The organism is Mesorhizobium sp. B1-1-5, assembly GCF_006443065.1.
Classification (GTDB): domain Bacteria; phylum Pseudomonadota; class Alphaproteobacteria; order Rhizobiales; family Rhizobiaceae; genus Mesorhizobium.
In genome coordinates, this window is record NZ_VFWS01000016.1 from 54,839 (window position 1) to 76,073 (window position 21,235).

The 21,235-nt window shown below is 64.4% G+C and carries 25 protein-coding genes and 2 pseudogenes; 12 read left to right on the forward strand and 15 right to left on the reverse strand.

Annotated features, from left to right (window positions below; all coding sequences use genetic code 11):
• The first annotated feature begins 42 nt into the window (after positions 1-42).
• The 3 genes from FJ980_RS08740 to FJ980_RS08750 are packed head-to-tail and all read left to right on the forward strand — an operon-like array spanning position 43 to position 3,160.
• On the forward strand, positions 43-2,115 hold the full coding sequence (locus FJ980_RS08740; RefSeq protein ID WP_246676363.1) for a TadE/TadG family type IV pilus assembly protein: 2,073 nt from the start codon (positions 43-45) through the stop codon (positions 2,113-2,115).
• Positions 2,115-2,696, forward strand: coding sequence for a TadE/TadG family type IV pilus assembly protein (locus FJ980_RS08745; protein ID WP_140542512.1), 582 nt, complete (start codon positions 2,115-2,117; stop codon positions 2,694-2,696). The genes FJ980_RS08740 and FJ980_RS08745 overlap by 1 nt, the downstream gene beginning before the upstream one ends.
• The gene (locus FJ980_RS08750) at positions 2,693-3,160 is read left to right on the forward strand and encodes a TadE/TadG family type IV pilus assembly protein (protein WP_140542513.1); all 468 of its coding nucleotides are present in this window, start codon (positions 2,693-2,695) and stop codon (positions 3,158-3,160) included. Before FJ980_RS08745 ends, FJ980_RS08750 begins: the two co-directional genes overlap by 4 nt.
• A gap of 72 nt (positions 3,161-3,232) precedes the next feature.
• Here the strand turns inward: FJ980_RS08750 and FJ980_RS08755 are convergent, their stop codons facing one another.
• Positions 3,233-3,841 (reverse strand): TetR/AcrR family transcriptional regulator, encoded by a 609-nt coding sequence (locus FJ980_RS08755; RefSeq protein WP_140542514.1) that lies wholly within the window; start codon positions 3,839-3,841, stop codon positions 3,233-3,235.
• A gap of 114 nt (positions 3,842-3,955) precedes the next feature.
• On the opposite strand from FJ980_RS08755, the gene FJ980_RS08760 reads away from it, so the two are divergent.
• Genes FJ980_RS08760 through FJ980_RS08770 form a run of 3 tightly spaced genes read left to right on the forward strand, consistent with a single transcriptional unit; the run spans position 3,956 to position 5,844 of the window.
• Positions 3,956-4,966: an NAD(P)-dependent alcohol dehydrogenase gene (locus tag FJ980_RS08760; protein ID WP_140542515.1), complete on the forward strand. Its 1,011-nt coding sequence runs from the start codon at positions 3,956-3,958 to the stop codon at positions 4,964-4,966.
• A gap of 37 nt (positions 4,967-5,003) precedes the next feature.
• Positions 5,004-5,438 carry an OsmC family protein gene (locus tag FJ980_RS08765; RefSeq protein WP_140542516.1) on the forward strand — a complete coding sequence of 145 codons (435 nt, stop codon included), beginning with the start codon at positions 5,004-5,006 and terminating at the stop codon, positions 5,436-5,438.
• Between the two features lie 19 nt (positions 5,439-5,457).
• Positions 5,458-5,844 carry a nuclear transport factor 2 family protein gene (locus tag FJ980_RS08770; protein ID WP_140542517.1) on the forward strand — a complete coding sequence of 129 codons (387 nt, stop codon included), beginning with the start codon at positions 5,458-5,460 and terminating at the stop codon, positions 5,842-5,844.
• On the opposite strand, the gene FJ980_RS08775 is transcribed toward FJ980_RS08770, so the two are convergent.
• From FJ980_RS08775 to FJ980_RS08810, 9 genes are all read right to left on the reverse strand, one after another.
• Positions 5,841-6,239 (reverse strand): RidA family protein, encoded by a 399-nt coding sequence (locus FJ980_RS08775; RefSeq protein ID WP_140542518.1) that lies wholly within the window; start codon positions 6,237-6,239, stop codon positions 5,841-5,843. The two genes, FJ980_RS08770 and FJ980_RS08775, sit on opposite strands and share 4 nt — an antisense overlap.
• A gap of 118 nt (positions 6,240-6,357) precedes the next feature.
• A complete protein-coding gene (locus FJ980_RS08780) occupies positions 6,358-6,969 on the reverse strand; it encodes a LysE family translocator (protein ID WP_140542519.1) in 612 nt (203 codons plus the stop codon).
• 418 nt (positions 6,970-7,387) lie between these two features.
• Entirely contained in the window at positions 7,388-7,708 is a 321-nt protein-coding gene (locus FJ980_RS08785; RefSeq protein WP_181181153.1) for a YkgJ family cysteine cluster protein, read from the reverse strand.
• Positions 7,709-7,770: 62 nt separating this feature from the next.
• On the reverse strand, positions 7,771-7,929 hold the full coding sequence (locus FJ980_RS34655; protein ID WP_181181151.1) for a hypothetical protein: 159 nt from the start codon (positions 7,927-7,929) through the stop codon (positions 7,771-7,773).
• A gap of 1 nt (position 7,930) precedes the next feature.
• Positions 7,931-8,338, reverse strand: a complete 408-nt coding sequence (locus tag FJ980_RS08790; protein ID WP_140542520.1) for a hypothetical protein — start codon at positions 8,336-8,338, stop codon at positions 7,931-7,933.
• Positions 8,338-8,598 carry a hypothetical protein gene (locus FJ980_RS08795; protein WP_140542521.1) on the reverse strand — a complete coding sequence of 87 codons (261 nt, stop codon included), beginning with the start codon at positions 8,596-8,598 and terminating at the stop codon, positions 8,338-8,340. The genes FJ980_RS08790 and FJ980_RS08795 overlap by 1 nt, the downstream gene beginning before the upstream one ends.
• A 108-nt stretch (positions 8,599-8,706) precedes the next feature.
• Positions 8,707-9,462, reverse strand: coding sequence for an SDR family NAD(P)-dependent oxidoreductase (locus FJ980_RS08800; RefSeq protein WP_140542522.1), 756 nt, complete (start codon positions 9,460-9,462; stop codon positions 8,707-8,709).
• A gap of 104 nt (positions 9,463-9,566) precedes the next feature.
• A complete protein-coding gene (locus FJ980_RS08805) occupies positions 9,567-10,226 on the reverse strand; it encodes a glutathione S-transferase family protein (RefSeq protein ID WP_140542523.1) in 660 nt (219 codons plus the stop codon).
• Between the two features lie 18 nt (positions 10,227-10,244).
• The gene (locus FJ980_RS08810) at positions 10,245-11,648 is read right to left on the reverse strand and encodes a patatin-like phospholipase family protein (protein ID WP_140542538.1); all 1,404 of its coding nucleotides are present in this window, start codon (positions 11,646-11,648) and stop codon (positions 10,245-10,247) included.
• A gap of 199 nt (positions 11,649-11,847) precedes the next feature.
• Here FJ980_RS08810 and FJ980_RS08815 point away from each other — a divergent pair.
• Positions 11,848-12,004 (forward strand): annotated as a pseudogene (locus FJ980_RS08815) (CsbD family protein).
• A 54-nt stretch (positions 12,005-12,058) separates the two neighbouring features.
• Here the strand turns inward: FJ980_RS08815 and FJ980_RS08820 are convergent.
• Complete coding sequence (locus FJ980_RS08820) at positions 12,059-13,183, reverse strand: metallophosphoesterase (RefSeq protein ID WP_140542524.1); 1,125 nt, start codon at positions 13,181-13,183, stop codon at positions 12,059-12,061.
• Positions 13,184-13,233: 50 nt separating this feature from the next.
• A complete protein-coding gene (locus FJ980_RS08825) occupies positions 13,234-13,881 on the reverse strand; it encodes a TetR/AcrR family transcriptional regulator (protein WP_140542525.1) in 648 nt (215 codons plus the stop codon).
• Between the two features lie 239 nt (positions 13,882-14,120).
• Here FJ980_RS08825 and FJ980_RS08830 point away from each other — a divergent pair, with 239 nt between their 5' ends.
• Positions 14,121-14,879: an NIPSNAP family protein gene (locus FJ980_RS08830; RefSeq protein ID WP_140542526.1), complete on the forward strand. Its 759-nt coding sequence runs from the start codon at positions 14,121-14,123 to the stop codon at positions 14,877-14,879.
• On the opposite strand, the gene FJ980_RS08835 is transcribed toward FJ980_RS08830, so the two are convergent.
• Together FJ980_RS08835 and choX are read right to left on the reverse strand one after the other, a co-directional pair.
• On the reverse strand, positions 14,880-15,701 hold the full coding sequence (locus tag FJ980_RS08835; RefSeq protein WP_246676364.1) for an alpha/beta hydrolase: 822 nt from the start codon (positions 15,699-15,701) through the stop codon (positions 14,880-14,882).
• Positions 15,702-15,712: 11 nt separating this feature from the next.
• A complete protein-coding gene (gene choX / locus FJ980_RS08840; RefSeq protein ID WP_140542528.1) occupies positions 15,713-16,651 on the reverse strand; it encodes a choline ABC transporter substrate-binding protein in 939 nt (312 codons plus the stop codon).
• 84 nt (positions 16,652-16,735) lie between these two features.
• Here choX and betI point away from each other — a divergent pair, with 84 nt between their 5' ends.
• From betI to FJ980_RS08860, 4 genes are all read left to right on the forward strand, one after another.
• Positions 16,736-17,386 (forward strand): transcriptional regulator BetI, encoded by a 651-nt coding sequence (gene betI, locus FJ980_RS08845; protein WP_140542529.1) that lies wholly within the window; start codon positions 16,736-16,738, stop codon positions 17,384-17,386.
• A 112-nt stretch (positions 17,387-17,498) separates the two neighbouring features.
• A complete protein-coding gene (fumC, locus tag FJ980_RS08850) occupies positions 17,499-18,896 on the forward strand; it encodes a class II fumarate hydratase (protein WP_140542530.1) in 1,398 nt (465 codons plus the stop codon).
• Positions 18,897-19,356: 460 nt separating this feature from the next.
• The gene (locus FJ980_RS08855) at positions 19,357-19,773 is read left to right on the forward strand and encodes a DoxX family protein (RefSeq protein WP_140542531.1); all 417 of its coding nucleotides are present in this window, start codon (positions 19,357-19,359) and stop codon (positions 19,771-19,773) included.
• A gap of 111 nt (positions 19,774-19,884) precedes the next feature.
• Positions 19,885-20,307, forward strand: coding sequence for a DoxX family protein (locus FJ980_RS08860; RefSeq protein WP_140542532.1), 423 nt, complete (start codon positions 19,885-19,887; stop codon positions 20,305-20,307).
• A gap of 4 nt (positions 20,308-20,311) precedes the next feature.
• Here the strand turns inward: FJ980_RS08860 and FJ980_RS08865 are convergent.
• Positions 20,312-21,235, reverse strand: a pseudogene (locus FJ980_RS08865) (exopolyphosphatase); the annotation flags it as partial.

Here is a 21,235-nt window from a genome sequence, read left to right on the forward strand (position 1 = left end):
GCTTGATTGCTCGCGCGTTTAGGGGTGTCGGGGTCTTCATCGATGCAAATTTTCCACCGGTTCGTGCGTGACCGTGACGGCAACGTCCTCATCATGTCCGCGCTGCTTTTGCCGCTGCTCGTAGGCATGGCGGCGCTGGTCACCGAATATGGCGGCGCGCTGGTCGAGCGCGCCAGCAACCAGCGTACCGCCGATCTCGCGGCCTTTGCCGGCGCGCTTGCCTATAACAAGACACAGTCGACCGACCGGATGACCGCGGCGGCGATCAATGTCGCCACGCTCAACGGCGTTCCGGCAGCCGATGTGTCGGCGACGCTGGTCACCTCGCCGAAGACAACCGGCGTGAACGCGGTCTCCGTATCGATCCGCACGCAGAAGCAGCTGCTGCTTGCGCGCGTCCTCGACAATCGCCAGCAATTGCAGATCTACGCCAATTCCGTCGCCGAGCTCGGCGCGCAGCCGTCGACACCGGGTTGCATGCTGGCACTGGACGGCACCCAGACGGGCATCACGCTGTCAGGCGGCACGGCCGTCAACGCCCCCAAATGCACGGTCTCGTCGAATAACACGATCACCGTTCCGTGCGGCACCGGCATCTCGGCTATCGGCGTCAACTACAATTCCGCCACGGCCCCGAGCCAGCCTTGCAACGGCATCACCGGACCAAACGGGACGGCGGCGGTGATCACCAAGAAGTCGACTCCCGATCCGCTGGCGGGCAATTCCGCGGTCGCGGCCGCCGTCGCCCGCTTTGCCACCGTGGCGGCGCTCTCGCCAACCGCCGCGCCAGCAGCGCCGACCACCCCGAGCGGCAACAATATCGACTTCGGCTGGACCCAGGGGTCAACCCAAGGCCAGGCGAATGCGCTGGGCTGCGCCGCCAGTTGGGCATCGTCGTCATCAACCTGGACGCTGAATTGCGGCAGCAAGACCACGGTCAACCTGGGCACCATCACGATCGGCGGCGGTATCAACCTCAACTTCGCCACCACGGGCGCGGCGACGACCGTCTACAACATCTCCGGCGATCTCACGACCAGCGCCACCACCAAGTTCGGACCGGGCACCTACAATTTCGCGGGCAAGCTGACCACGGCCGGAACCACCACCTTCGGCGCCGGCACCTATAATTTCGGCAAGCAGGTGACAACCACCGGGACTACCGCATTCGGTGCCGGCACTTTCAACTTCAGCAAGGGGCTGACGACCGGCTACGGCACCACGGCCTTCGGCGCCGGCACGTTCAAGATCGGCATCAGCGACAATAGCTGCGGCGGCATCGCGCGCGTCAGCCTCTGCAACACCAGCACGCTCTCCTTCGGCGGGCCCAGCACATTCGAGCTGCCTGGCGGCATCAACAACGCCGGCGGCGCCACGCTGACTTTCGGCTCGGGCACCTCCAACAGCTACAAGATCGGTCCCGGCGGCAATGGCGATGCCATCACGCTCGGCGGCGGCTCCATCACGATCATGGCCGACGCCACCAGCTCGGGCGTGTTCCAGGTCGTCGGCGATGTGAACGGCGGCGGGGGCGGCAGCTGCTTCGTCGTCCCGGCCACCGCCCAGCACGACATCGAGGGCAACTTCATCGCCTCGGGCGCGGTGCTGCTCGGCGCCGGCGTCTACACGATCGACGGTTACTTCGCGCTGGGCGGGAGCGGCGGCGGCAGCGCCAGCTGCGGCGGCTCGACGATCAGCGTCAGCGGCAACAACGTAACGCTGGTGCTATCGGGCAAGACCAAGTCGAACTCGGGAAGCTGCAATGGCTATATCTTCTGCGTGGCCGCCGGCTACAGCAACATCGTGCTGACCGCGCCGCAGACGGGCGCTACGGCGAAGCTTGCCGTGATCGGACCGACGTCGACCTCGGTCACGGCCGGCGCAACCTTTGCCGAAGGCGGTTCCAACGCGCAGATCTCCGGCGCGTTCTATTTCCCTTACGGGCCGATCATCATGAATGGCGGCTCCAGCATCCTGGGTTCGAACACCGATACGACCAAGTGCCTGCAGCTGATCGGTTCCCTGATCACCCTGTCAGGCGGCACGGCGGCCACGTCGGAATGCGTCGCCGCCACCGGCGCTACCACGAGCAGCAAGGTGAGCCTCGTCCAGTGATGCCACGTTTCAAAATCAGCCCAGCATTCGCCCGCTTTCTCCGCCGCGAGACGAGCGGCGCATCGGCCGTCGAGTTCGCGTTGATCAGTCCGGTGCTGATCCTGATCCTTGCCGGGCTGGTCGACATCGGCGCGTCGCTGAAGGCGAAGTTCGACCTTTCCTCGGCGATCTCGGCCGGCTCCAACTACGCGCTGCTTGGCGCCGACAAGGTCAACTCCGCCGGCGGCGGCACGCTTGCCGGCAACATCCTGGCGGTGGTGGCGAACGGGTTGGGCAACGCCGGCGGCAGCGTCCAGGTCGTCGTCAACAACGGCGCCACAGTCAATTACAACACGAGCAACGGCACAGCGACCCAGACCGGCACCGTATCCAACGCCGATCTCTGCTATTGCCCGACCGGCAGCGCGGCCAGCGTCACCTGGGGTTCGGCGGTGACCTGCGGCTCGACCTGTCCGGCCGGCGGCATCGGCGGCAAGTTCGTCACCATCAGCGCAAGCCGGTCCTTCTCGCCGCTGTTCGGCGGCTTCGACGTCGTGAACAGCGGCAACATCACCGTCCGGGCCATGGTGCAGCCGCAATGAGACACGTCCTGGAGCGCTTTGCGGCGAAGTCTTTGATCCCGTTCATCCGCGACCGGTCCGGCGCCAATGCGGTCGAATTCGCCCTGCTTTCGCTGCCGCTCTTGCTGGTGCTGTTCGGCACGGTGGAGTTCGGCCGCATGTACTGGACACAGCACGTGCTGCAGGACACGGCGACAGCCGGCGCGCGGTGCGTCGGCGTGCTGCAGAGCGGCTGCTCGCAAAACGGCACCTACAACGCCGCCAACACCGTTACCTTCATCAGCGGCATGGCTGCGGCGGACGGCATCACACTCACTGGCACCAACGTCAACGTCAACAACAACACGACCTGCTCGGGCCTCAGCGGCTTCACCACCGTGCGGGTTTCCTACACATTCGCGACGGTGCTGCCATCCGTCCTGGTCGCCTTGGCCAGCGGCCCGCAGCTCAGCGCCACGGCCTGCTTTCCCAATCAGGGCGCATGACCCGAAAGGTTTGAACCGGTTTTTCGGCCAGACTTCAGGTCGACTCGACCTGAAATCATCCGGCTCTAGCGGTCAGACGGCTGTCTTTGCAGGTTGAGCTACGCCACCAGCCAGCACCGCCTGCTCGACCAGCGCCGCAACCTCGTCGGCCACGGCGGCGAGCGGCGTGCGGTCGCGGGTGGCGCGGGCGATCACCATCAGGCCTTCGAGTGAAGATTCGACCAGCAGGGCCAGCGCCTGCGCGCGCCGCTCCGGCACCCCTGCCCCGACGAATGCCTGGCGCAGCAGTCCGATCCACTGCTCGAAGGCCGAGCGGCAGATTTCAACCAGGTCCGGAACGTTGTTCGGCGCGTCGAGCACCACCGGCGCGACCGGACAGCCGAGCGAGAATTCGTTTTCCTCCAGCATGCGTCCGACCGACTGGTAGATGTGGTGGACGGCAACGGCGGGATCGCTTTCTTCCAACAGCGCAGCGCCCAGCCGCTCCGTCACGTCTGCGACACTGGCTCGCGTCACCTCGATGACCAGTTGGTCCTTGCCGCCCGGGAAATGGAAATAGAGGGAGCCGCGCGGTGCTGCGCTGGCGCTCAGAATGTCGTTCAACGACGTGCCGTGATAGCCGCGCTTGCGAATGAGCAGCGCCGTCGCCTCGATCATGCGGGTGCGTGTGTCCGTCGCCACGTCGACCTCTCACAATGTCAACCTCTGTCAGGAGTGGGCATTATAGGGGTTGCCCCGAATATGACAATCGGTCTACATAATATGTAAATCGGTCTACATATGTCGGAGGCAAAAATGCGGAGTTACCGGCTCGAGGAATTCGGCGACATCGAGGCGCTGGTCATGCGCACGGAAGCGCTGCCCAAGCCGGGTGCAAACCAGATCCTGGTACGAGTGCGCGCGGCCTCGCTCAACCGCCGCGACACCATGATCCTCAACGGCACCTATCCTCTGGCACCCCGCGCGGGCATCGTGCCGCTGAGCGACGGTGCCGGCGAAGTCGTGGCCGTCGGCGACGGCGTCACCCGCTTTGCCGTCGGCAACCGCGTCACCGGCAGCTATTTCGCGCGCTGGATCGACGGCCGCATGCATCCGGGCGTGATCGACCAGCTCGGCTGCACGCTGGACGGCATGCTCTCAGAATATGCGCTGCTTGACGAGCAATGGGCGGTGCGGCTGCCGGACCATCTTTCCTGGCAGGAGGCTGCGACCTTCACTTGCGCCGGGCTGACCGCCTGGAGCGCGCTGACGGGCGCCGAGATTCCGAAGCCGGGGCAATGGGTTCTCACCATCGGCTCAGGTGGTGTTGCGCTGTTTGCCTTGCAGTTCGCCAAGCTCATGGGCTGCCGTGTGGCCGCCGTCACCTCGCGGGCGGAGAAGACCGAGAGGCTGCGGGCGCTCGGCGCCGACCTCGTCGTCGCGGCAGCCGAAACGCTGGAATGGGGCATGAAGCTGCGCGAGGCGACCGGCGGCATCGACCTGGTCGTCGAAACCGGCGGCCCGGCGACTTTTGCGCAATCGCTGATCGCCAGCACGCTTCACGGGCGCATCGTGCTGCTCACCGTGCAGGACCGCAACGGCAAGTCGGTCGAGATTCCGGGCGCCGTCTATCAGCGCAGCCTGGTCACCATCGGCCGTCTCTTTGTCGGCAGCCGCAACGGGCTCGAGGCGATGCTTGCCGCGGTCGCCGCGCACCGGCTGAGACCGATCATCGACAAGGTCTTCCCGTTCGCCGAGACGCGCGAGGCTTACCGCCATTTCCAGCTGGGCGACGTCTTCGGCAAGGTCGTCATCGACGGCGCGTGATCGCCGCTTTTTCGCAAAACCAGATAGGAGATCAGCCATGACAATCCGCGAAGCCTCGGCCCAATGGCAAGGAACGCTCAAGAAAGGATCCGGCCGGCTGCGGCTGGGCAGCGGCGTGTTCGAAGGCGCCTATTCCTTCCCGTCGCGCTTCGAGAACGGCCCGGGCACCAATCCGGAAGAGCTGATTGCGGCCGCCCATGCCGGCTGCTTCTCGATGGCGCTTACCGCCATGCTCGGCGCCGAAGGCCACACGGCCGAGAGCATCCACACCATCGCCAAGGTGCATCTCGGCGCGACCACGGCCGGGCCGACGATCACCCGCATCGAGCTCGAAACCGAGGCGCGCATCGCCGGCATATCGGCCGAGGATTTTGAGCGGCTGGCGCAAAAGGCCAAGGCGGCCTGTCTCGTCTCGCGCGCGCTGGCGGGCGTCGCCACCATCACGCTCAAGGCGGGGCTCGCAGCTCAATGAAATGATAGGAAAATATCCAATGACCAAGGAACACATCATCGACATCGCCGCGGCCAAGCGCTCCGCCGAGACGGCGGAAATCATGCGGCGCTACAACGACGTCTTCCAGCGCCACGACCCTTCGGCACTGAACGAACTGGTGGCGCAGGACTGCGTGATCGAGAACACCACGCCGGCGCCCGACGGCGCCCGCCGCACCGGCAAGGCGGCTTGCGTCGAATTGTGGTCGGCGATCGCCACCGGACCCGGTACCCGCTTCGACATCGAAGAGACGTTCGTCGCCGGCGACCGCGCCACGATCCGCTGGCGCTTCTGGATGGCCGACGGCAGGTCGCTGCGCGGCGTCAACCTGATGCGTGTCGCCGATGGGCAAATCGTCGAGGCGATGGGCTATGTGAAAGGTTAAGCGTCGACCACCGCAACCGCATCGACCTCGATCAGATATCCAGGCGACAGGCTGGCTACTCCCAAGACGACGTTGGCCGGCTTGTGGTCCCCGAACAGAGCCACGCGGGCGGCATCGATAATCGGGTAATGGTCATCGAGCCGGTAACCGACGACGTAGACCATGATCTTCGCCACGTCGTTGGGACGGGCGCCTGCGGCGGCAATAGCCCGACCGAGATTGGCGAACACCTGGCGCGTTTGAGCCGTGAAATCACCTTCGCCGACAAGCTTGCCGTTCAGGTCTTCAGATTCCTGGCCGGCGATAAATATCAGCCTGGTGCCTTTCGCCACGACAACTTGGCTGTATGTGTCAGGCTTGGGTAGATCCTGGGGATTGATGCATTCAAGCGTCATTGCGACCGCCTTTCTTACTCGGATTTCCGGCCTTACTCGGATTTCTGGATCTCTCGAGCCTCATCAGCCCAAAGCTCCCCCGAGGCGACCATGGGCTATGTGGGGCTGGCGCCAAAGGCTACCGATCGGCAAGCGCCAGCTTCGCGCCGAGCATGACGAAGGCGGCGGCAAAGCTGCGGCGCATCCATGTCAGCACCTTCGGCCGCGACACGATATGGTTGCGCACCGATGCCGCGAAGACGCCGTAGATGGCGAAGACGACGAACGTCATCAGCATGAAAACGCCGGAGAGCTCCAGCATCTTGGGCAGCGCGTGCGGCTCGGTGGTGCTGACGAATTGCGGCAGGAAGGCAAAGAAGAAGATCGACAGTTTCGGGTTCAGGATGTTGATCAGGATGCCCGAGGTGATCGTTCTGGCGGTTGAGCGCGGCGCGGCGTCCTCGTCGATGCTGAGGCCGCCTTTTTCCTTCAATGTGTTCCAGGCCATGTAGAGCAGATAGGCGACACCGAGATATTTCAGCGTCTCGAAGGCGACGGCGCTTGTGTGCAGCACTGCGGCGAGGCCGGTGATGGCGGCCGCCATATGCGGGATGATGCCAAGCGTGCAGGCGAAGGCCGCGATAATTGAGGCGCGTGCGCCGCGCGAGAGGCCGGCGCCAAGCGTGTAAATGACGCCGGTGCCGGGCGAAGCCACGATGATCAACGACGTCAACAGGAATTCAATGCTCATGGGTTTCCTCCGCAGCCCTGCCCCGGGGGGAAGGTACCGGGAGGCGTGCAACAGGGCAAGCGGGGCGCTTTTCCTCGCCCCCATGAAATAAGCTACGCCATGCACACATCTTCTGTGACTGGCGCGACTGATCGGGCCGAGGCTTGATTGCCAGGTGGTTCCCCCAATCCGTCGCTGCTTCGCAGCGCCACCTTTCCCCCCTCCGGAGGGAAAGGAAGGGAGCGTTGCTGGACGGGCGTTGACGGCAAAAAGCTTGGCCCCTTTCCTCTACCCCGTCGATCGGGGGAGAGGTGGCTCGGCGAAGCCGAGACGGAGAGGGAATGGCGCCGCCTTTGAAGCAATCTGAGGAACCGCCGGCGCGCAGCCCCTCTCCGGCCGCTGCGCGGCCACCTCTCCCCCGCTTGGCGGGGCGAGGAAACTAGCTCACCGCAAGCCCATGCGCCGCCCTCGCCATCAGGCAGTCGTCGCCGCCGGGCATGCAGGCGCGGCAGACGTCGGGGCGCAGCTCGTAGATGCCGCAGGCCGTGTGCTTGCCCACCTCGCCGGTGAGCGCCGAGCATCGGCCGCCCTCGCAACGCATGCTGGACTGGTCGGCTGCTACCAGCTCGGCCGGGATGCGGTCGAGCTGCTCGTCCTCCTCGGTCGAAAAACGCGGCCAGTCTGGCGAGTAGGAGCAGCAGGCGCCGCAGCTCTGACAGTCGAAGACGGCGACCGCACCGCCATCCTCGTCGACAGACACAAAGGACTGACCGGGCAGGCCGAGCGGCCCGGCTGTGCGACCGCCGTCCTGCGGCAAGGGCGCTACTTCTTCCTGGTCTTGCGCGCCGGCGCTTCGGCCGGCGACTTGAACAGATCGGTCGCAACCTCTGCGGGCGCATCCGGCTTTGCCGCCGACTTCGCTGGCTTGGCAGCGGCGGGCGGAGCTGCCGGCTGGTCCTTGGCGGAGAATTTTATGGCCATGTCAGTCCTCGTCAGAAAAGCGCGATGATGGCGCATTCGGATTGCGCAAGCGGCCGATCAGCGCCGAGACCGCCGTGATGTTCATTTCCTCGGGCGACCAGTTCCTGGCGTCCTCGATGTGGTGCGGCGCCAGCTCACGATGCGTGCTGCCGCTGTAGGCGGCATCCTGATAGCTGGCGCGCTGATGGGTCTTGGCGTCTTCCCGCACATACTCGATCAGATAGTTCGGGGCTTCGGCGCGGCCGCGCACGCCAACGCGCACCTGGGCATCGCCATGCGCGCGCTTGCAGCGTTCGAGCCTTTCCAGCACTCGGCGAACATATTCGATCGGCTTGTCAAGGGTGTCGACCATATCGGCGATGGTCGCATCGGCGGCGATCGGCGTTGATGGCACGCGTTTGGCGGCCATCAACGTGTGCCTGCCGGTTTCGGCAAAGCCTGCCCACATGATTCATTCGAGCTAGCGGTCAAAATCTTCTCCTGCCCGGAGGCTGATGCCGAAATGGCAAAAAGTCTTTCGGCCATGACCACGCACAAAGCAATATGCGTCGGATTAAATTGCGGACGCCCGCATCCCTGGCCTTGCAGCATTCTTATCACATCGTGGCGGACGTTGGGGCTATCGGCAAAAAAGGGCAAAAAATTCGTCGGCTGCGGAACCAATGCCATGGCGGGCCGTTTCCACTCAAGCCGTCAGCAATTCACGAGCAATCGAGAACGGCTGATGGCAAAAGCGCCTCCCGCGCCGTAACAAGCGCGAGAGGCGTTTTCTATTGTTCACCGCTCCTGATCGGTCGGACGGATAAGTATCTCGTTGACATTGACTCTTGGCGGCTGGCTGACGGCATAGAAAATCGCGTTCGCAATGTCTTCCGCGGTCAGCGCTTCCATCGTGGCGAGACGGTGTTCGAGTCCGGCCTTGGATTGCACGTTGGTGATATGATCGCCGAGTTCGGTACGCACAAGGCCCGGCTCGACGACGGTGACGCGCACCTTGTCGGCATAGACCTCGCGGCGCAGCGATTCCGAAAAAGCCACCACCCCGAACTTGGTCGCCGCATAGCCGCTGGCGCCGGGATTTGCGACCCGGCCGGCGACCGAGGAGACGTTGACGATATGACCCTTTGAAGCCTTCAGGTGCGGCAGCGCCGCCTTGGTGGTCGCCATCAGGCCGATAAGGTTGAGCTCGATCATCTGGCGCCAGTCGTCTAGATCGGCTTCGGCCGCGGGAGCAAGCAGCATGACGCCGGCATTGTTGACGAGGATATCGAGCCCTCCCCATTCGGATACGACCTTGTCGACCATCGCGGTGATGTCGCCGGTCTTGGCGATGTCGGCTTCAATGGCGCGCGCGACGCCATCGGCCTGTTCGATGCGCGCAACCAATGCTTCGAGGCGATCGGCACGACGAGCAGCGACCGCGACTTTCGCGCCGGCCGCGGCAAGGACCGCGGCGGTGGCCTCGCCGATGCCGGACGAAGCGCCGGTGACGAGCGCGACCTTGCCCGTGAGTGGTGAATTTGCGGTTGTCATGAGAAATCTCCAGGAGCCCGGCCCGCCCCTTCACATAGGCCGCGCCGCCAGGGCTTGAAGGCCCATGAGAGCAGTCGACGCAATTTGCCGAGCCCTGCCCGGGCTCAATCCTGTTCGTGCGGCCCGGGCTCCGGCCAGGGCTCCCTAGCGGCTTCCGCATACCAGTGCCGCATCGCGGGCGTCGCCAAGACCGTGTCGACATAGGCGCGGGTGACGGGCGCCAGCTCGCCGCCATAGGTGTCGAAACGCGTCACCACCGGCGCATACATGGCATCGGCCGCGGTGAAATGGCCGAACAGGAACGGGCCGCCCTCGCCATATTGCTCGCGGCACTGGCGCCAGATCGCTTCGATCCTCGCCCGCTGCGCCTCGCCCTCGGCATCGAGCGGCTTATGGGATTTCGGCCTGCGCAGGTTCATCGGCCATCCGTAGCGGACCTCGCGGAAGCCCGAATGCATTTCCGTCGCTACCGAGCGCGCCAGTTGACGGGCGCCGAGATCGGTCGGCCAGAGCCTTTTTTCCGGATAGAGATCGGCCAGATATTCAAGGATGGCAAGCGTTTCCCAGACGATCCTTCCATTGTGATTCAAGACCGGCACAAGGCCCGTCGGCGACACCTTGGCGAGGTTGGCCGCCGTCTCGGGCGTGCGCAGCCGCACGAAGCCTTCCTCAAAAGGGATATCCAGGTGCTTCATCGCCACCCATGGCCGCAGCGACCATGAGGAAAAGCATTTGTTGCCGATATAGAGGGTGAACTCCGCCAAGACCGTCTCCTGATGATGTCAATCCGCTGCGGCCGTCGTGATCGCCGTCGGCCTGACGCCGGCGCGGGCCCGGATCGCGGCGACCGCCACCTTTATGTCGGGGTTGACCTCGATCGCCTTGCGGCCGGCCTCGATCGCGAGGTCTACCTGGTCGATCGGCAGCCGCAGCCTGGTCGGGATCTCGTTGAGCTTCGCCTGCACCGCCGGATCGACATCGGCGAAGGACAGATGCTGGACAACAAGACGGACATCACGGCAGTTCCAGCCGGCGGCCGAACCGCGATAGGCGGAAACGGCGGAGGCCGGCAGGCCGCAACGATAGCGCACCAGCTCGCCCTTCCACTGCGAGACGGCGAGCGTCAGCGCATCGAACTCGTCGCGCACCGAGGCGGCGAGCGTGGTGCTGGCCACGGCGTCGAGGAGTTCGGCAGCCCTTGGCCCATGCAGGGACTTCGCCCAGCTTACGTCACTGTCGCTCCCCGCATCCGCGACAATGAAGATCAACGTCGTCAGGCGGACCGCGGCCGATGGTGATAGCGGCCCGTAAGGCGTACCCGCGGCGGAGCGCTCGAGCGTGAAGCCGGTGACGCCGATATTGTCGGTGAGGCCGCCGTCGAGCAGCTTCACGTAGTCGAGCGGATCGGCGTTCTGATAGGAATCCAGTGCGCTGGCATAGGCCTTGAGCCGCAGCGAGGCATTGCGGTCCTCGAGCGCCAGGCTCAGCCATTGCGGCCTGCGATAACCGCAATGGGGACTGGTCGCCGAGACCACGATCGGCGCGAACACGATCGGCACGGCGGCTGATGCCGCGACAGCATCGGCAAGCCGCACCTTGTCGAGATCGCTGCACAGCGCCGCGAACGTGTCGTAGGTGAAAAGGAAAGGCGTGCGGTTGTAGATGTCGGATGCATTGATCCAGACGATCGGCCCGTTCGGCCTGTGCAACGCCTTGAAGGTCGCGCCGCCGAAGAGATGGTCGTTCAGCCATCTGGCGAAGCCGCTGCGGTCGTTGACGCCGCCATAATAGGCGCGAACCAGATTGACTGGAGAGATCGATACCCTGAGATCGGCCTCGGCGTTCTGGGTCAGGAAGCGCTCGCGAAAATCCCGGTAGCCGTCCCTGCCCTTGTAGCCGAAATAGGCGGCGGCGACGGCGCCTCCCGAGGCGCCAGAAATCATCCTGATGTCGTCGATCAGCGTGCGGCGTTTCGGCCGTTCGTCGATGACGATATCGTCGAGCGCCCGCAACACGCCATAGGAGAAAGCCGCCGCCCGAGTGCCGCCGCCCGAGAACGCCAGCCCGACGACGGTCGAACCGTCATCGGCGGTGTCGGGTATGTAGGTGGGTGACGGGTGGCCGACTTCTGTGCTCAGCACGTTGATCGGCCCGACATCGTCGGCGACGCAGCCGGCCACGGCCATCAAAACTGCGACAAAGGCCACACGAAAACGCAAACTCGTTTCCCCCAGGACTGCCCTCTCCCGCAGCCGCGGCAGACCCTAACCGGATTGCCTTATCCGATGCAACCGCACCGAGAGAGAGATCGCCGCGGCCTGGAACCCAAACGGATCCGGCACGTTGTCAGACCCGGATGCGGTTTCTCGCGTCCAGACCCAGGAGATGCGCGTCCAGCAAATGAAGGGCTCGCTCAAGCAAACGGCCGGCAAGGCCACCGGCAACAGGCGGACCCAGGCTGAAGGCGCCGCCGACAAGATCGCCGGCAAGGTGCAGAAGGCTTAATGGCGACGTGAAGGAGAAGGTTCGCAAAGCGTTCTGAGGCCGTCTTGTTTTGATGGCGAGATAGGCAAGAGGCCGCCGCGAGGCGGCCTTTTCATGTCTGGAATTGCTTGGCGAAAGCGTTGGTGAAGACGATCTCGCCATGGTCGCCGGCCGCCTCGCCCAACACCACATCCATGTTGCCGGCAGTGACCCTGGCCAGCGCGAAGCCGCCCATATAGGCCGCCTTCGGCTTGATGATGTCGAGCCCGTCACGCTGGTAGATCATCGGCACTTCGTGCTGGTGGCCGTGGAAGACGGCAATCACATTGTAGCCCTTGATCGCGGCCAGCAGCGCCTGGCGGTCGGCCTCGCCCCACCAATGCGGGCGGCCGGAGCCATCGTCATCATAGGTGCGTTTCACCGGGTCCCAGCGCTCCGTCGAGAAAGTGTCCCAGCCATAATGCTGGAACAGGATCACCGGCCGGCCGTCGCCGGCATAGGTGGCGAGGTCCTGCTTCAGCCAAGGCAGGCTGCTTGGCGCGCCATGGCCGGTATCGCCGGCGAAGCGGTGCATCTGGACGAGATGCAGGCCGCCCCAGTCCCAGGAATAGCAGTCGGTATCGACGTCGTATTCGGTAGCGGGCACCGGCGGCTTGAAGAACACGCCGGGACGATGGTTGACCTCGACATAATCGCGCAGTTCGCGGCGATACCAATCGACGTGCGGCGGCGAGCCGTTCTGGTCGAGATCATGATTGCCGAGCCCGACATAGACCGGGATGTGGACCCGGTCCGGCCCGACACCTTCCTGATAGCGCTTGGAGAACTGCAGAAGCTGCGTGCCTTCGCTGGGCTCCGTGACCTGGCCGCCGCCATCGTCGGTGATGTCGCCGCCGGTGACGAGGCCGAGCGGCGTGCCGATGCGGGTGCCGGCCGAATGCAGGCCAGTGGCAACGCCGTCGATCTCGGCCGGCCACTTCTTGTCGGCAATCGCGTTCAAGGCCGCGACGTTGCGCAGAAGTGCTGCATCGGTCTTGCCTTCCTGCAGGCAGTTGGGACTGAGCCCGCTCGCCATGCGGCAGGCATGGATATCGGCGATGAAGAGGAAAGTGGCGTCGATCGGCTGGATGCGCCTGCCGGTCTGGCCGAAGGCGACGCGAGGCAGCGCGCCGGCAGCAGCGAGACCTCCGGCGATGAAGATGCGGCGCGAAACGGTTGCTGGCAAAGAGCGATTCATCGTCACCCGATTAAACACCCTCGGACCGCCTCCCTCTATCCTGACAGCGTTTATCGCAACAACACCCTGCGGCGTCGTCTCGTTGCCAATCCGCCCGAAGACGGATGCACGCTTTCCAGCCCCCTCAAGCACTCCAGCAACACCGCGGCATCCTGTGACGTCTTGGCCATCGACATGGCGCCGGAATAAGCAGCCACCGCAAGCGCGGCGAAGCGGTCGGGATCGGTCCCACCCTCCCCGCCGCCCTGCTGGTCGGCTCGGATCTTGTCGGCGATCGCCCTCCGCCAGCCGGCGAAGATCTTGGCAAGCGCCAGGCGGAACTCGTCGTCGGCCAGCGACAGTTCATGCGCCAGGTTGTTGAGCGGGCAGCCGCGCACATAGCCCTGTCGCTCTAGCTCCGCAGCCACCGCCTCGAACACGGCCCGCACGCCTTCGCGCGCCGATGACGCCGCCAGCACCGGGTCGATCCAGGTCTCCTGGACCGCCGCCGCCACTCGTTCCTCGATCACTGCGAGCGCCAGCGCCTTCTTGGTCGGAAAATGGTGGTGCAGCGCGCCGCCGGTAACACCGGCCGCCGCCATCAGATCGCCAAGGCTCGAGGCGTGATAGCCGCGCGCCTGGAAGGCGCCTTCCGCCACGTCGAGGACGCGCCGGCGCATGCCTTCCGGATCGTTGGTGCGCTTTTTGCGCGGGGCCATGGCGATCTCCCCTTCTCCGCTTATTGGAGAGGGTACCTGAGCAAAGTGAGGACGGATAAGCGTGTTCCGGGAAAGCCAACGTCTCACTCCGCTGGAACACCCCTCATCCGTCTCGGCGCTGCGCGCCGATCCACCTTCTCCCACAAGGGGAGAAGGGGAAAGCAAGATAGCAGATTGACAAAACAGGACAACCGGTCTGTTTATAAACAGGACGATCACCCTGTTTTGAGATTCTGGCCATGAACCGACCTTCCCGCCTTGCCTCGCCCGTCGTCGAGCTTCGGCAATACACGCTGAAGCCCGGGCAGCGCGAAACGCTGATCGCGCTGTTCGAGCGGGAGTTCGTCGAAGCGCAGGAAGCGACGGGCATGACCGTCATCGGACAGTTCCGCGATCTCGATCGCCCCGACATGTTCGTCTGGTTGCGCGGTTTTGAGGACATGGAAACGAGAAAGGACGCGCTGAGCGCCTTCTATGGCGGCCCGGTCTGGGCAGCGCATCGCGACGCAGCCAATGCGACGATGATCGATTCCGACGACGTGTTGCTGCTCAAACCGGCTTGGCGGGGCGCGGGTTTCGACCTGTCCGGGTTGCTGCGGCCGACGGTCACCGAGGCTGAAACTATGAGCAATGGGAGCCGGTTGCCTGGCTTTGTTGAGATTTCGATTCATCATTTGCGGCCAGGCACTGAGGCCGGCTTTGCCGAGCGCTTCCAGGCTGAGGCCGTTCCGCAACTTGCGACAAACGGCGCCCGGCTTCTCGGCGCCTTCGTCAGCGAGCATTCCGAAAACACATTTCCGCGTTTGCCCGTGCGTGCTGCTGAAAACATCTTCATCATCGTCACGGGGTTTGTTGATGGCGATGCCCACGCCGGCCATCGGGCCGCTCTCGCCGCTTCGTCGGTATGGCGGGCGGCCCGCGAAACCATGGCGACCGTTGCCACGAAGCCGACCGAGACATTGCGCCTGACGCCGACGGCCCGGTCGCTGTTGCGATAGTCACGCTGACAGCAAGATGCTGGCTATTGCCTCGGCGACAAAGGCCGGATCTTCCCAATGCGGGTTGTGGCCGCAATCCTGTGCCCACACCAGGCGCGATCCGGTCAGCGCCTCTGCCATCGCCCGCTGATGCGCTTCGCCAAAAAGCGGATCGCGCCCGCCTGCGATGATCAGCGTCGTGGCCTGCACGGCGTGCGCTGCGGTGGTCAGATCGGTGCGACGGACTTCTTCGAGGATGGCGCGCCAGCGCGCTGCGGGAATCGCGGACGCGTCTTTCGCCAGGCCGGCGAGAAAAGCCCGCGGCACGCCCGGCCGGCAGGCATGCCACCAATTATAGAAGGGATCGACCGGCGAGATCGGATCGCGCAACGCCGCGACTTCATCGATCAGTTGGTGATCCTGTTCGAAACCGGCCATCAGCGCGCTTGCCAGGATCACCAGCCCGCCAACCAGTTCCGGATGCCGTGCGGCCAGCGCGATCGACACCATGCCACCCAGTGAATGGCCGACGACGACCGGCCGGTCGAGCCGCAGGCGCCGGATCAGCCCGGCGATGTCGTCGGCGAAATCGGCGATGCCGCAGCCCTCGCCCGCCTGCGAGCCGCCGTGGCCGCGCAGGTCCGGCACGATAAGCCGGCGGCCGGGAAGATGCGGCGCCAGCAGCGAGAAGCTGCGGCTGGTGTCGGTGAAGCCGTGCACCAGGACAAGCGGCGGCTCCGAACCCGGGATCTCGACATAGGCAAGGTCGAGACCGCCGATGTCGACGGTCTGCTTGCGCCCGGCCCAGGACGCCTGCTCGGCCTCCTGATCCGTCAGTTCCAAGGCTGACGGCCTCACAGTCCGAGCTTTTCCTTGACCGCGGCAAGGCCGGGCTTGCCGTCGAAGGTGGTGACGCCGGCGAGCCACGCATCGAGCCGATCCTTGTGCAGGGTGATCGACTTCAGCGCCCCATCCTCCGGCTTCATGCCGTCATTGATGAGATAGCCCATACCGACATTTTCCATGTCGATGTCGAAGGCAAGGTTCTTCAGGAACTGCGCGACGTTGGGACATTCCTGCAGGAAACCCTTGCGCACCTGGGTGGTCACGGTAGCGGCGCCGAAATTCGGGCCGAAGAACTTGTCGCCGCCGGTCAGGTACTTGAAGTCGTACATCGTGTTCATCGGGTGCGGCGCCCAACCCTGGAAGACGATGAACTGCTTCTCCTTGATCTCGTAGCCGACCTCCGAAAGCATGCCGGCTTCGCTCGATTCGACCACCTGCCAGCCGTCCAGACCATATTGCGGATCGGCAATGGCATCCATCATGAGCTGATTGGATCCGGGCTCGATGCCGTACATCTTCTTGCCGAACTTGTCGGCGAATTTGTGCAGGTCCGACAGGTCCTTGACGCCGGCGTCCCAGACATAAGTCGGCACGGCGAAGGTGTATTTGGCGCCGACCAGGTTGACGCGCACATTCTCGATCGAACCGTCTTTCTTGTAGGGCTCATAGTAGGTGACCATGGCCGGATCCCAGTAGCCGAGGAACAGGTCGAGGTCTTTGTTCTTCATGCCTTCATAGATGACGTTGATGCCAAGCACCTCGCTTTGCGGCTCGTAGCCGAGCGCCTGGAGCAGCACCTTGGCCACACCCGTGGTGAAGGCGAGATCGTTCCAGCCGGGTTCGGCCATGCGAACCGCTTTGCAGCCTTCGGCCTCGGCGGCTCCGGCCGCATGGGAAGCCAGCATTAGCGCCGCGACACAGACGCCTCTCGCAAGCATGCGCAACATTCCGGTTCTCCTCTTTTCGATCGCTTTTGACCTGTTGGTCATTTTATTGTCCCATTGGTCAATCATTGATCTGAGCGGACGAAAATGTCAACGTGGATTCGCCATGCATGGATCGGTACGGTGAAACTCACACGCCTCAGCGACATACGCCGCAAGGAACTGCGGCAGGCGGCCTTCGCGGTGCTGGAGCGCGAAGGCATCGCCGGCGCGACGCTGGAAAAGGTCGCGGCCCAGGCCGGCGCCTCGAAGGGCATCGTGCTGCATTATTTCCGCAACAAGCAGGAGCTGTTCGAGCACGCCATGCGCGAGGCGAACGCCGTGCTCTGTCACGCCGTCGTCGCCCGGCTTCAGCGGGCGCGGACACCGATGGAGCGCGTGGACGCCGTGATCGAGGGCAATTTCGAGGAGCATTTGTTCCTGCCGCCGCTTTGCCACGCATGGCTGTCGCTCTGCGCGGAGGTGCCGCGCGACGAGAAGCTGGCGCGCATCCAGAAAGTCATCCACGCGCGCATGCGCTCGAACCTCTTGTCCGGCCTGCGCGGCCTCGCTTCGCCCGAACTGGCCGAGGAGACCGTGCTCGGCGTCACCGCTTTGATCGACGGACTGTGGCTCAGGCTTGGCCTGCAGCCGGGCAGCGTCACGCGCGAGCAGGCGGTGCGCCAGGTCAAGGATTTCGTCGCGGGCCGGCTGGGTCTGCGCCAAGCCAGGCCCGTCGGGTTAGCCTCGGCCGGATAAGGTTCATACCCGTTCCTTCAACCGATTTGCATCTTCCCCGCTCGCAATCTCCGCTTGATGCGGTTTGTGCAACGCGATACGCCCTTGCCCAATCGACAGACGGAGACTTGCCGTGAGCGCTGAAAAGACCAGAACCGAAACCGATACGTTCGGTCCCATCGAGGTCGCGGCCGACCGCTATTGGGGCGCGCAGGCGCAGCGTTCCCTGGGCAATTTCAAAATCGGCTGGGAGAAGCAACCGGCTTCGATCGTGCGTGCGCTCGGCATCGTCAAGCGAGCCGCCGCCGAAGTGAACATGGAGATGAAGCGGCTCGACCCGGCCATCGGCGAGGTGATCGTGGAAGCAGCGCAAGAGGTGATCGACGGCAAGCTCGACGAGCACTTTCCGCTGGTCGTCTGGCAGACGGGCTCTGGCACGCAGTCGAACATGAACGCCAATGAGGTGATCTCCAACCGGGCGATCGAGATGCTCGGCGGCGTCATGGGCTCGAAGAAGCCGGTGCATCCGAACGACCACGTAAATATGAGCCAGTCGTCCAACGACACCTATCCGACGGCCATGCACATCGCTTGCGCCGAGCGGGTCGCGCACCACCTCATCCCGGCGCTGCACCATTTGCACAAGGCGCTCGGCGCCAAGGCCCGTGCCTTCAATCACATCATCAAGATCGGCCGCACGCATACGCAGGACGCTACGCCGCTGACCCTCGGCCAGGAATTTTCCGGCTATGCCGCGCAGGTCGCCTCCTCGATCAAGCGCATCGAGCTGACGCTGCCCGGCCTGCAGGAGCTGGCGCAGGGCGGCACCGCCGTCGGCACAGGGCTCAACGCGCCGGTCGGCTTCGCGGAAAAGGTGGCGGACCGCATCGCCGCTATCACCGGCATCGCCTTCGTCACCGCGCCGAACAAGTTCGAAGCGCTGGCGGCGCATGATTCCATGGTGTTCTCGCATGGCGCGATCAACGCGGCCGCCGCGGCGCTGTTCAAGATCGCCAACGACATCCGCCTGCTCGGCTCCGGCCCGCGCTCGGGCCTCGGCGAGCTCTCGCTGCCGGAAAACGAGCCGGGCTCCTCGATCATGCCGGGCAAGGTCAACCCGACCCAGTGCGAGGCGCTGACGCAGGTCTGCGTGCAGGTGTTCGGCAACAATGCAGCACTTGCCTTCGCCGGCAGCCAGGGCCATTTCGAGCTCAACGTCTACAACCCGCTGATGGCTTACAACTTCCTGCAGTCGGTACAGCTGCTGGCCGATGCTTCCGTCTCCTTCACCGACAATTGCGTGGTCGGCATCGAGGCGCGCGAGGACAACATCAAGGCCGCGCTAGAGCGCTCGCTGATGCTGGTGACGGCGCTGGCGCCGACCATCGGCTACGACAACGCGGCCAAGATTGCCAAGACCGCGCACAAGAACGGCACGACCTTGCGCGAGGAGGCCTTGGCCACCGGGCTGGTCAGCGAAGCCGATTACGATCGGCTGGTACGGCCGGAGGACATGACGCATCCCGGGTAGTTTCGCGACGCGGAGCGAGGCTGTTACAGGCTGCTGCAGCCTCGCGATGTCGTCATTCCAGGGCGAAGCAGCCGCGAAGCGGCGTCGCGAAGACCCTGGAATCCATGCCGTAACTGAACCGAAGGACGCAGCGGAGCAGATCCTCCACCGCTTGCGGCTACTTTGAAGTCACGGCATGGATCCTCGGGTCTGCGCGCGTCGCTTCGCTCCTTGCTCCGCCCGTGGATGACGACGTCATGAGCGTCTCGGCAAATCTGCGAAGCCAGCGCTCGCAAACTTCGGACGGACGGTCCGTTTTGCGGCAGCAGAATTTAGCCCAATCCCGCGACACGATTTTTGCACACAACCGTCAATCCCGAAAACATACATTCTGTGAACAATGTGTCGCCACATAGGCGGCTTTGGTGAACAGTCTTCGTCGTCTATCTGACGGACCATTCAACCCGTTCGGAGAACCGCCATGTCCATCAACTCTTCCGTCGCCGGCACTGCGTCCAACAGTTCCACCACGATCCTCCTGGGCCGCATTCTGCTCGCCGTCATCTTCCTGCTTTCCGGCTTCGGCAAGCTCACCGCGATTTCCGGTACTGCCGGCTATTTCGGCGCTCTCGGCCTGCCGATGCCAACCGTAACTGCCGTCGTCGTCGGCCTGATCGAGCTGCTCGGCGGCCTTGCCATTCTCGTCGGCTTCCAGACCCGGATCGCCGCCTGGGTGCTTGCCATCTTCACGATCGCCACCGGGCTGGTCGCGCACACCGGCTGGGCCGACCAGATGCAAATGATCCAGTTCCTCAAGAATCTCGCCATCACCGGCGGCTTCATCCTGCTCGCCTCTTCCGGGGCCGGCGCCTATTCGATCGACGCCAAGCGCGGCTGATCTTTTTCCTCCCAGACTGCCAATGGAAGCGGCGCGGAATTTTCCGCGCCGCTTTTTCGTTTTTCCAATTGCAGGCGTAAACTGCATCTGCAGACGGCAAGGAGTTGGCCCATGGCCCGCAACGCACTGCTTTTGGTCTCGCGGCTACTTCTTGCCGCGCTGTTCGTACCGTCGGGCTTCCAGGCGCTCAGCAATATCGCCGGCACGACCAGTTACTTCGCTGGCCTCGGCCTGCCGCTGCCGACCTTGGCGGCATGGGGCACAGGCCTGTTCGAGTTGATCGCCGGGTTATTGGTCCTCGTCGGTTTTCAGACGCGGATCGTGGCGCTGCTGCTTGCCGCCTTCAGTGTAGCCGCCGGTTTCATCGGCCATTACGGCCAGGGCGCGGACGACGCCACGCTGTCCTTCATGCACCAGCAGATGCTGATGAAGGACATCGCCATTGCCGGCGGCTTTCTGGCGCTGGCCATGGCCGGCGCCGGCGCATGGTCGGCGGACGGGCGTGGCTTCGCAATCGGCGCCGACGTCACCTGATCCGTTACTTCACCGAGACGCTCGGCCCGCCTTCGACCGCGAGCACCAGGCGGCGATTGGTGATGCGTGCCAGTTGCGCCAGCCGGCCGGCCGGACGCTCGCCATAGAGGTCGGAAAGCGAGGCCGGCAGCACCAGCGCGAGCGCTCCGTTGCCGCGGCTTTCCCATTTCAGCCTCGGCATAACGCCCGGCATTGCCGCCGTCAGCAGATAGACGACGCGCATCATGGCCGCGAGCGTGCGGGCGCGTTCCAGAAGGCGCGGCGGCGCCAGCGCCTTGATCTCGGGTGCGATGCCGTCGTTGAAGACGCCGTCATGGCGATAGGCGTTGGCCAGAGCCAGATAGGCGCGGCCCGGATGGTCGACGCCGGTGAAGGAGGCATGCGCGATGATGTTGAGCGACTGCCGGCCGCGATATTCCGGATGCGCGCGCCAGCCGATATCGGCAAGCAGGCAGGCGGCGTGGCGGTAGCGCGCCTCATCCTCCGTCTCGTCGATGCCGAAGGCCTTGAAGGCCTTGCCGGTCCATTCGACCAGGTCATGCGCGTGATGCACCGAGCGCGAGCGCAATAGCGCCAGTTCCTCGGCGGCGGAGATCAGCGGATCGGCCTTCTGCTCGGCGGCGTCGAGCAGCGAATAAAGGAAACCCTCGCGCACGCCCTGCGCCGAGACGACGATCTTCGAGGGCTGCATGGCCGACATGATCTCCTGCAGCACGACGGCGCCGTAGGGTAAGAGCGAGCGGCGGTTCTTGGAAACGCCCTCGATGCCCCTCACCTTCTCGACCTCGCTGCGGGCGACCTGCTTGAGGAAAGTCTGCGCGCTGTCGGCCGATATCTCGTAGTGATGCATGACGCCGAGCGGGTAGTTGTTCATCTCCATATGCAGCCGGGCGAGGTTTCGCCAGGTGCCGCCGACGGCGTAGAAAAC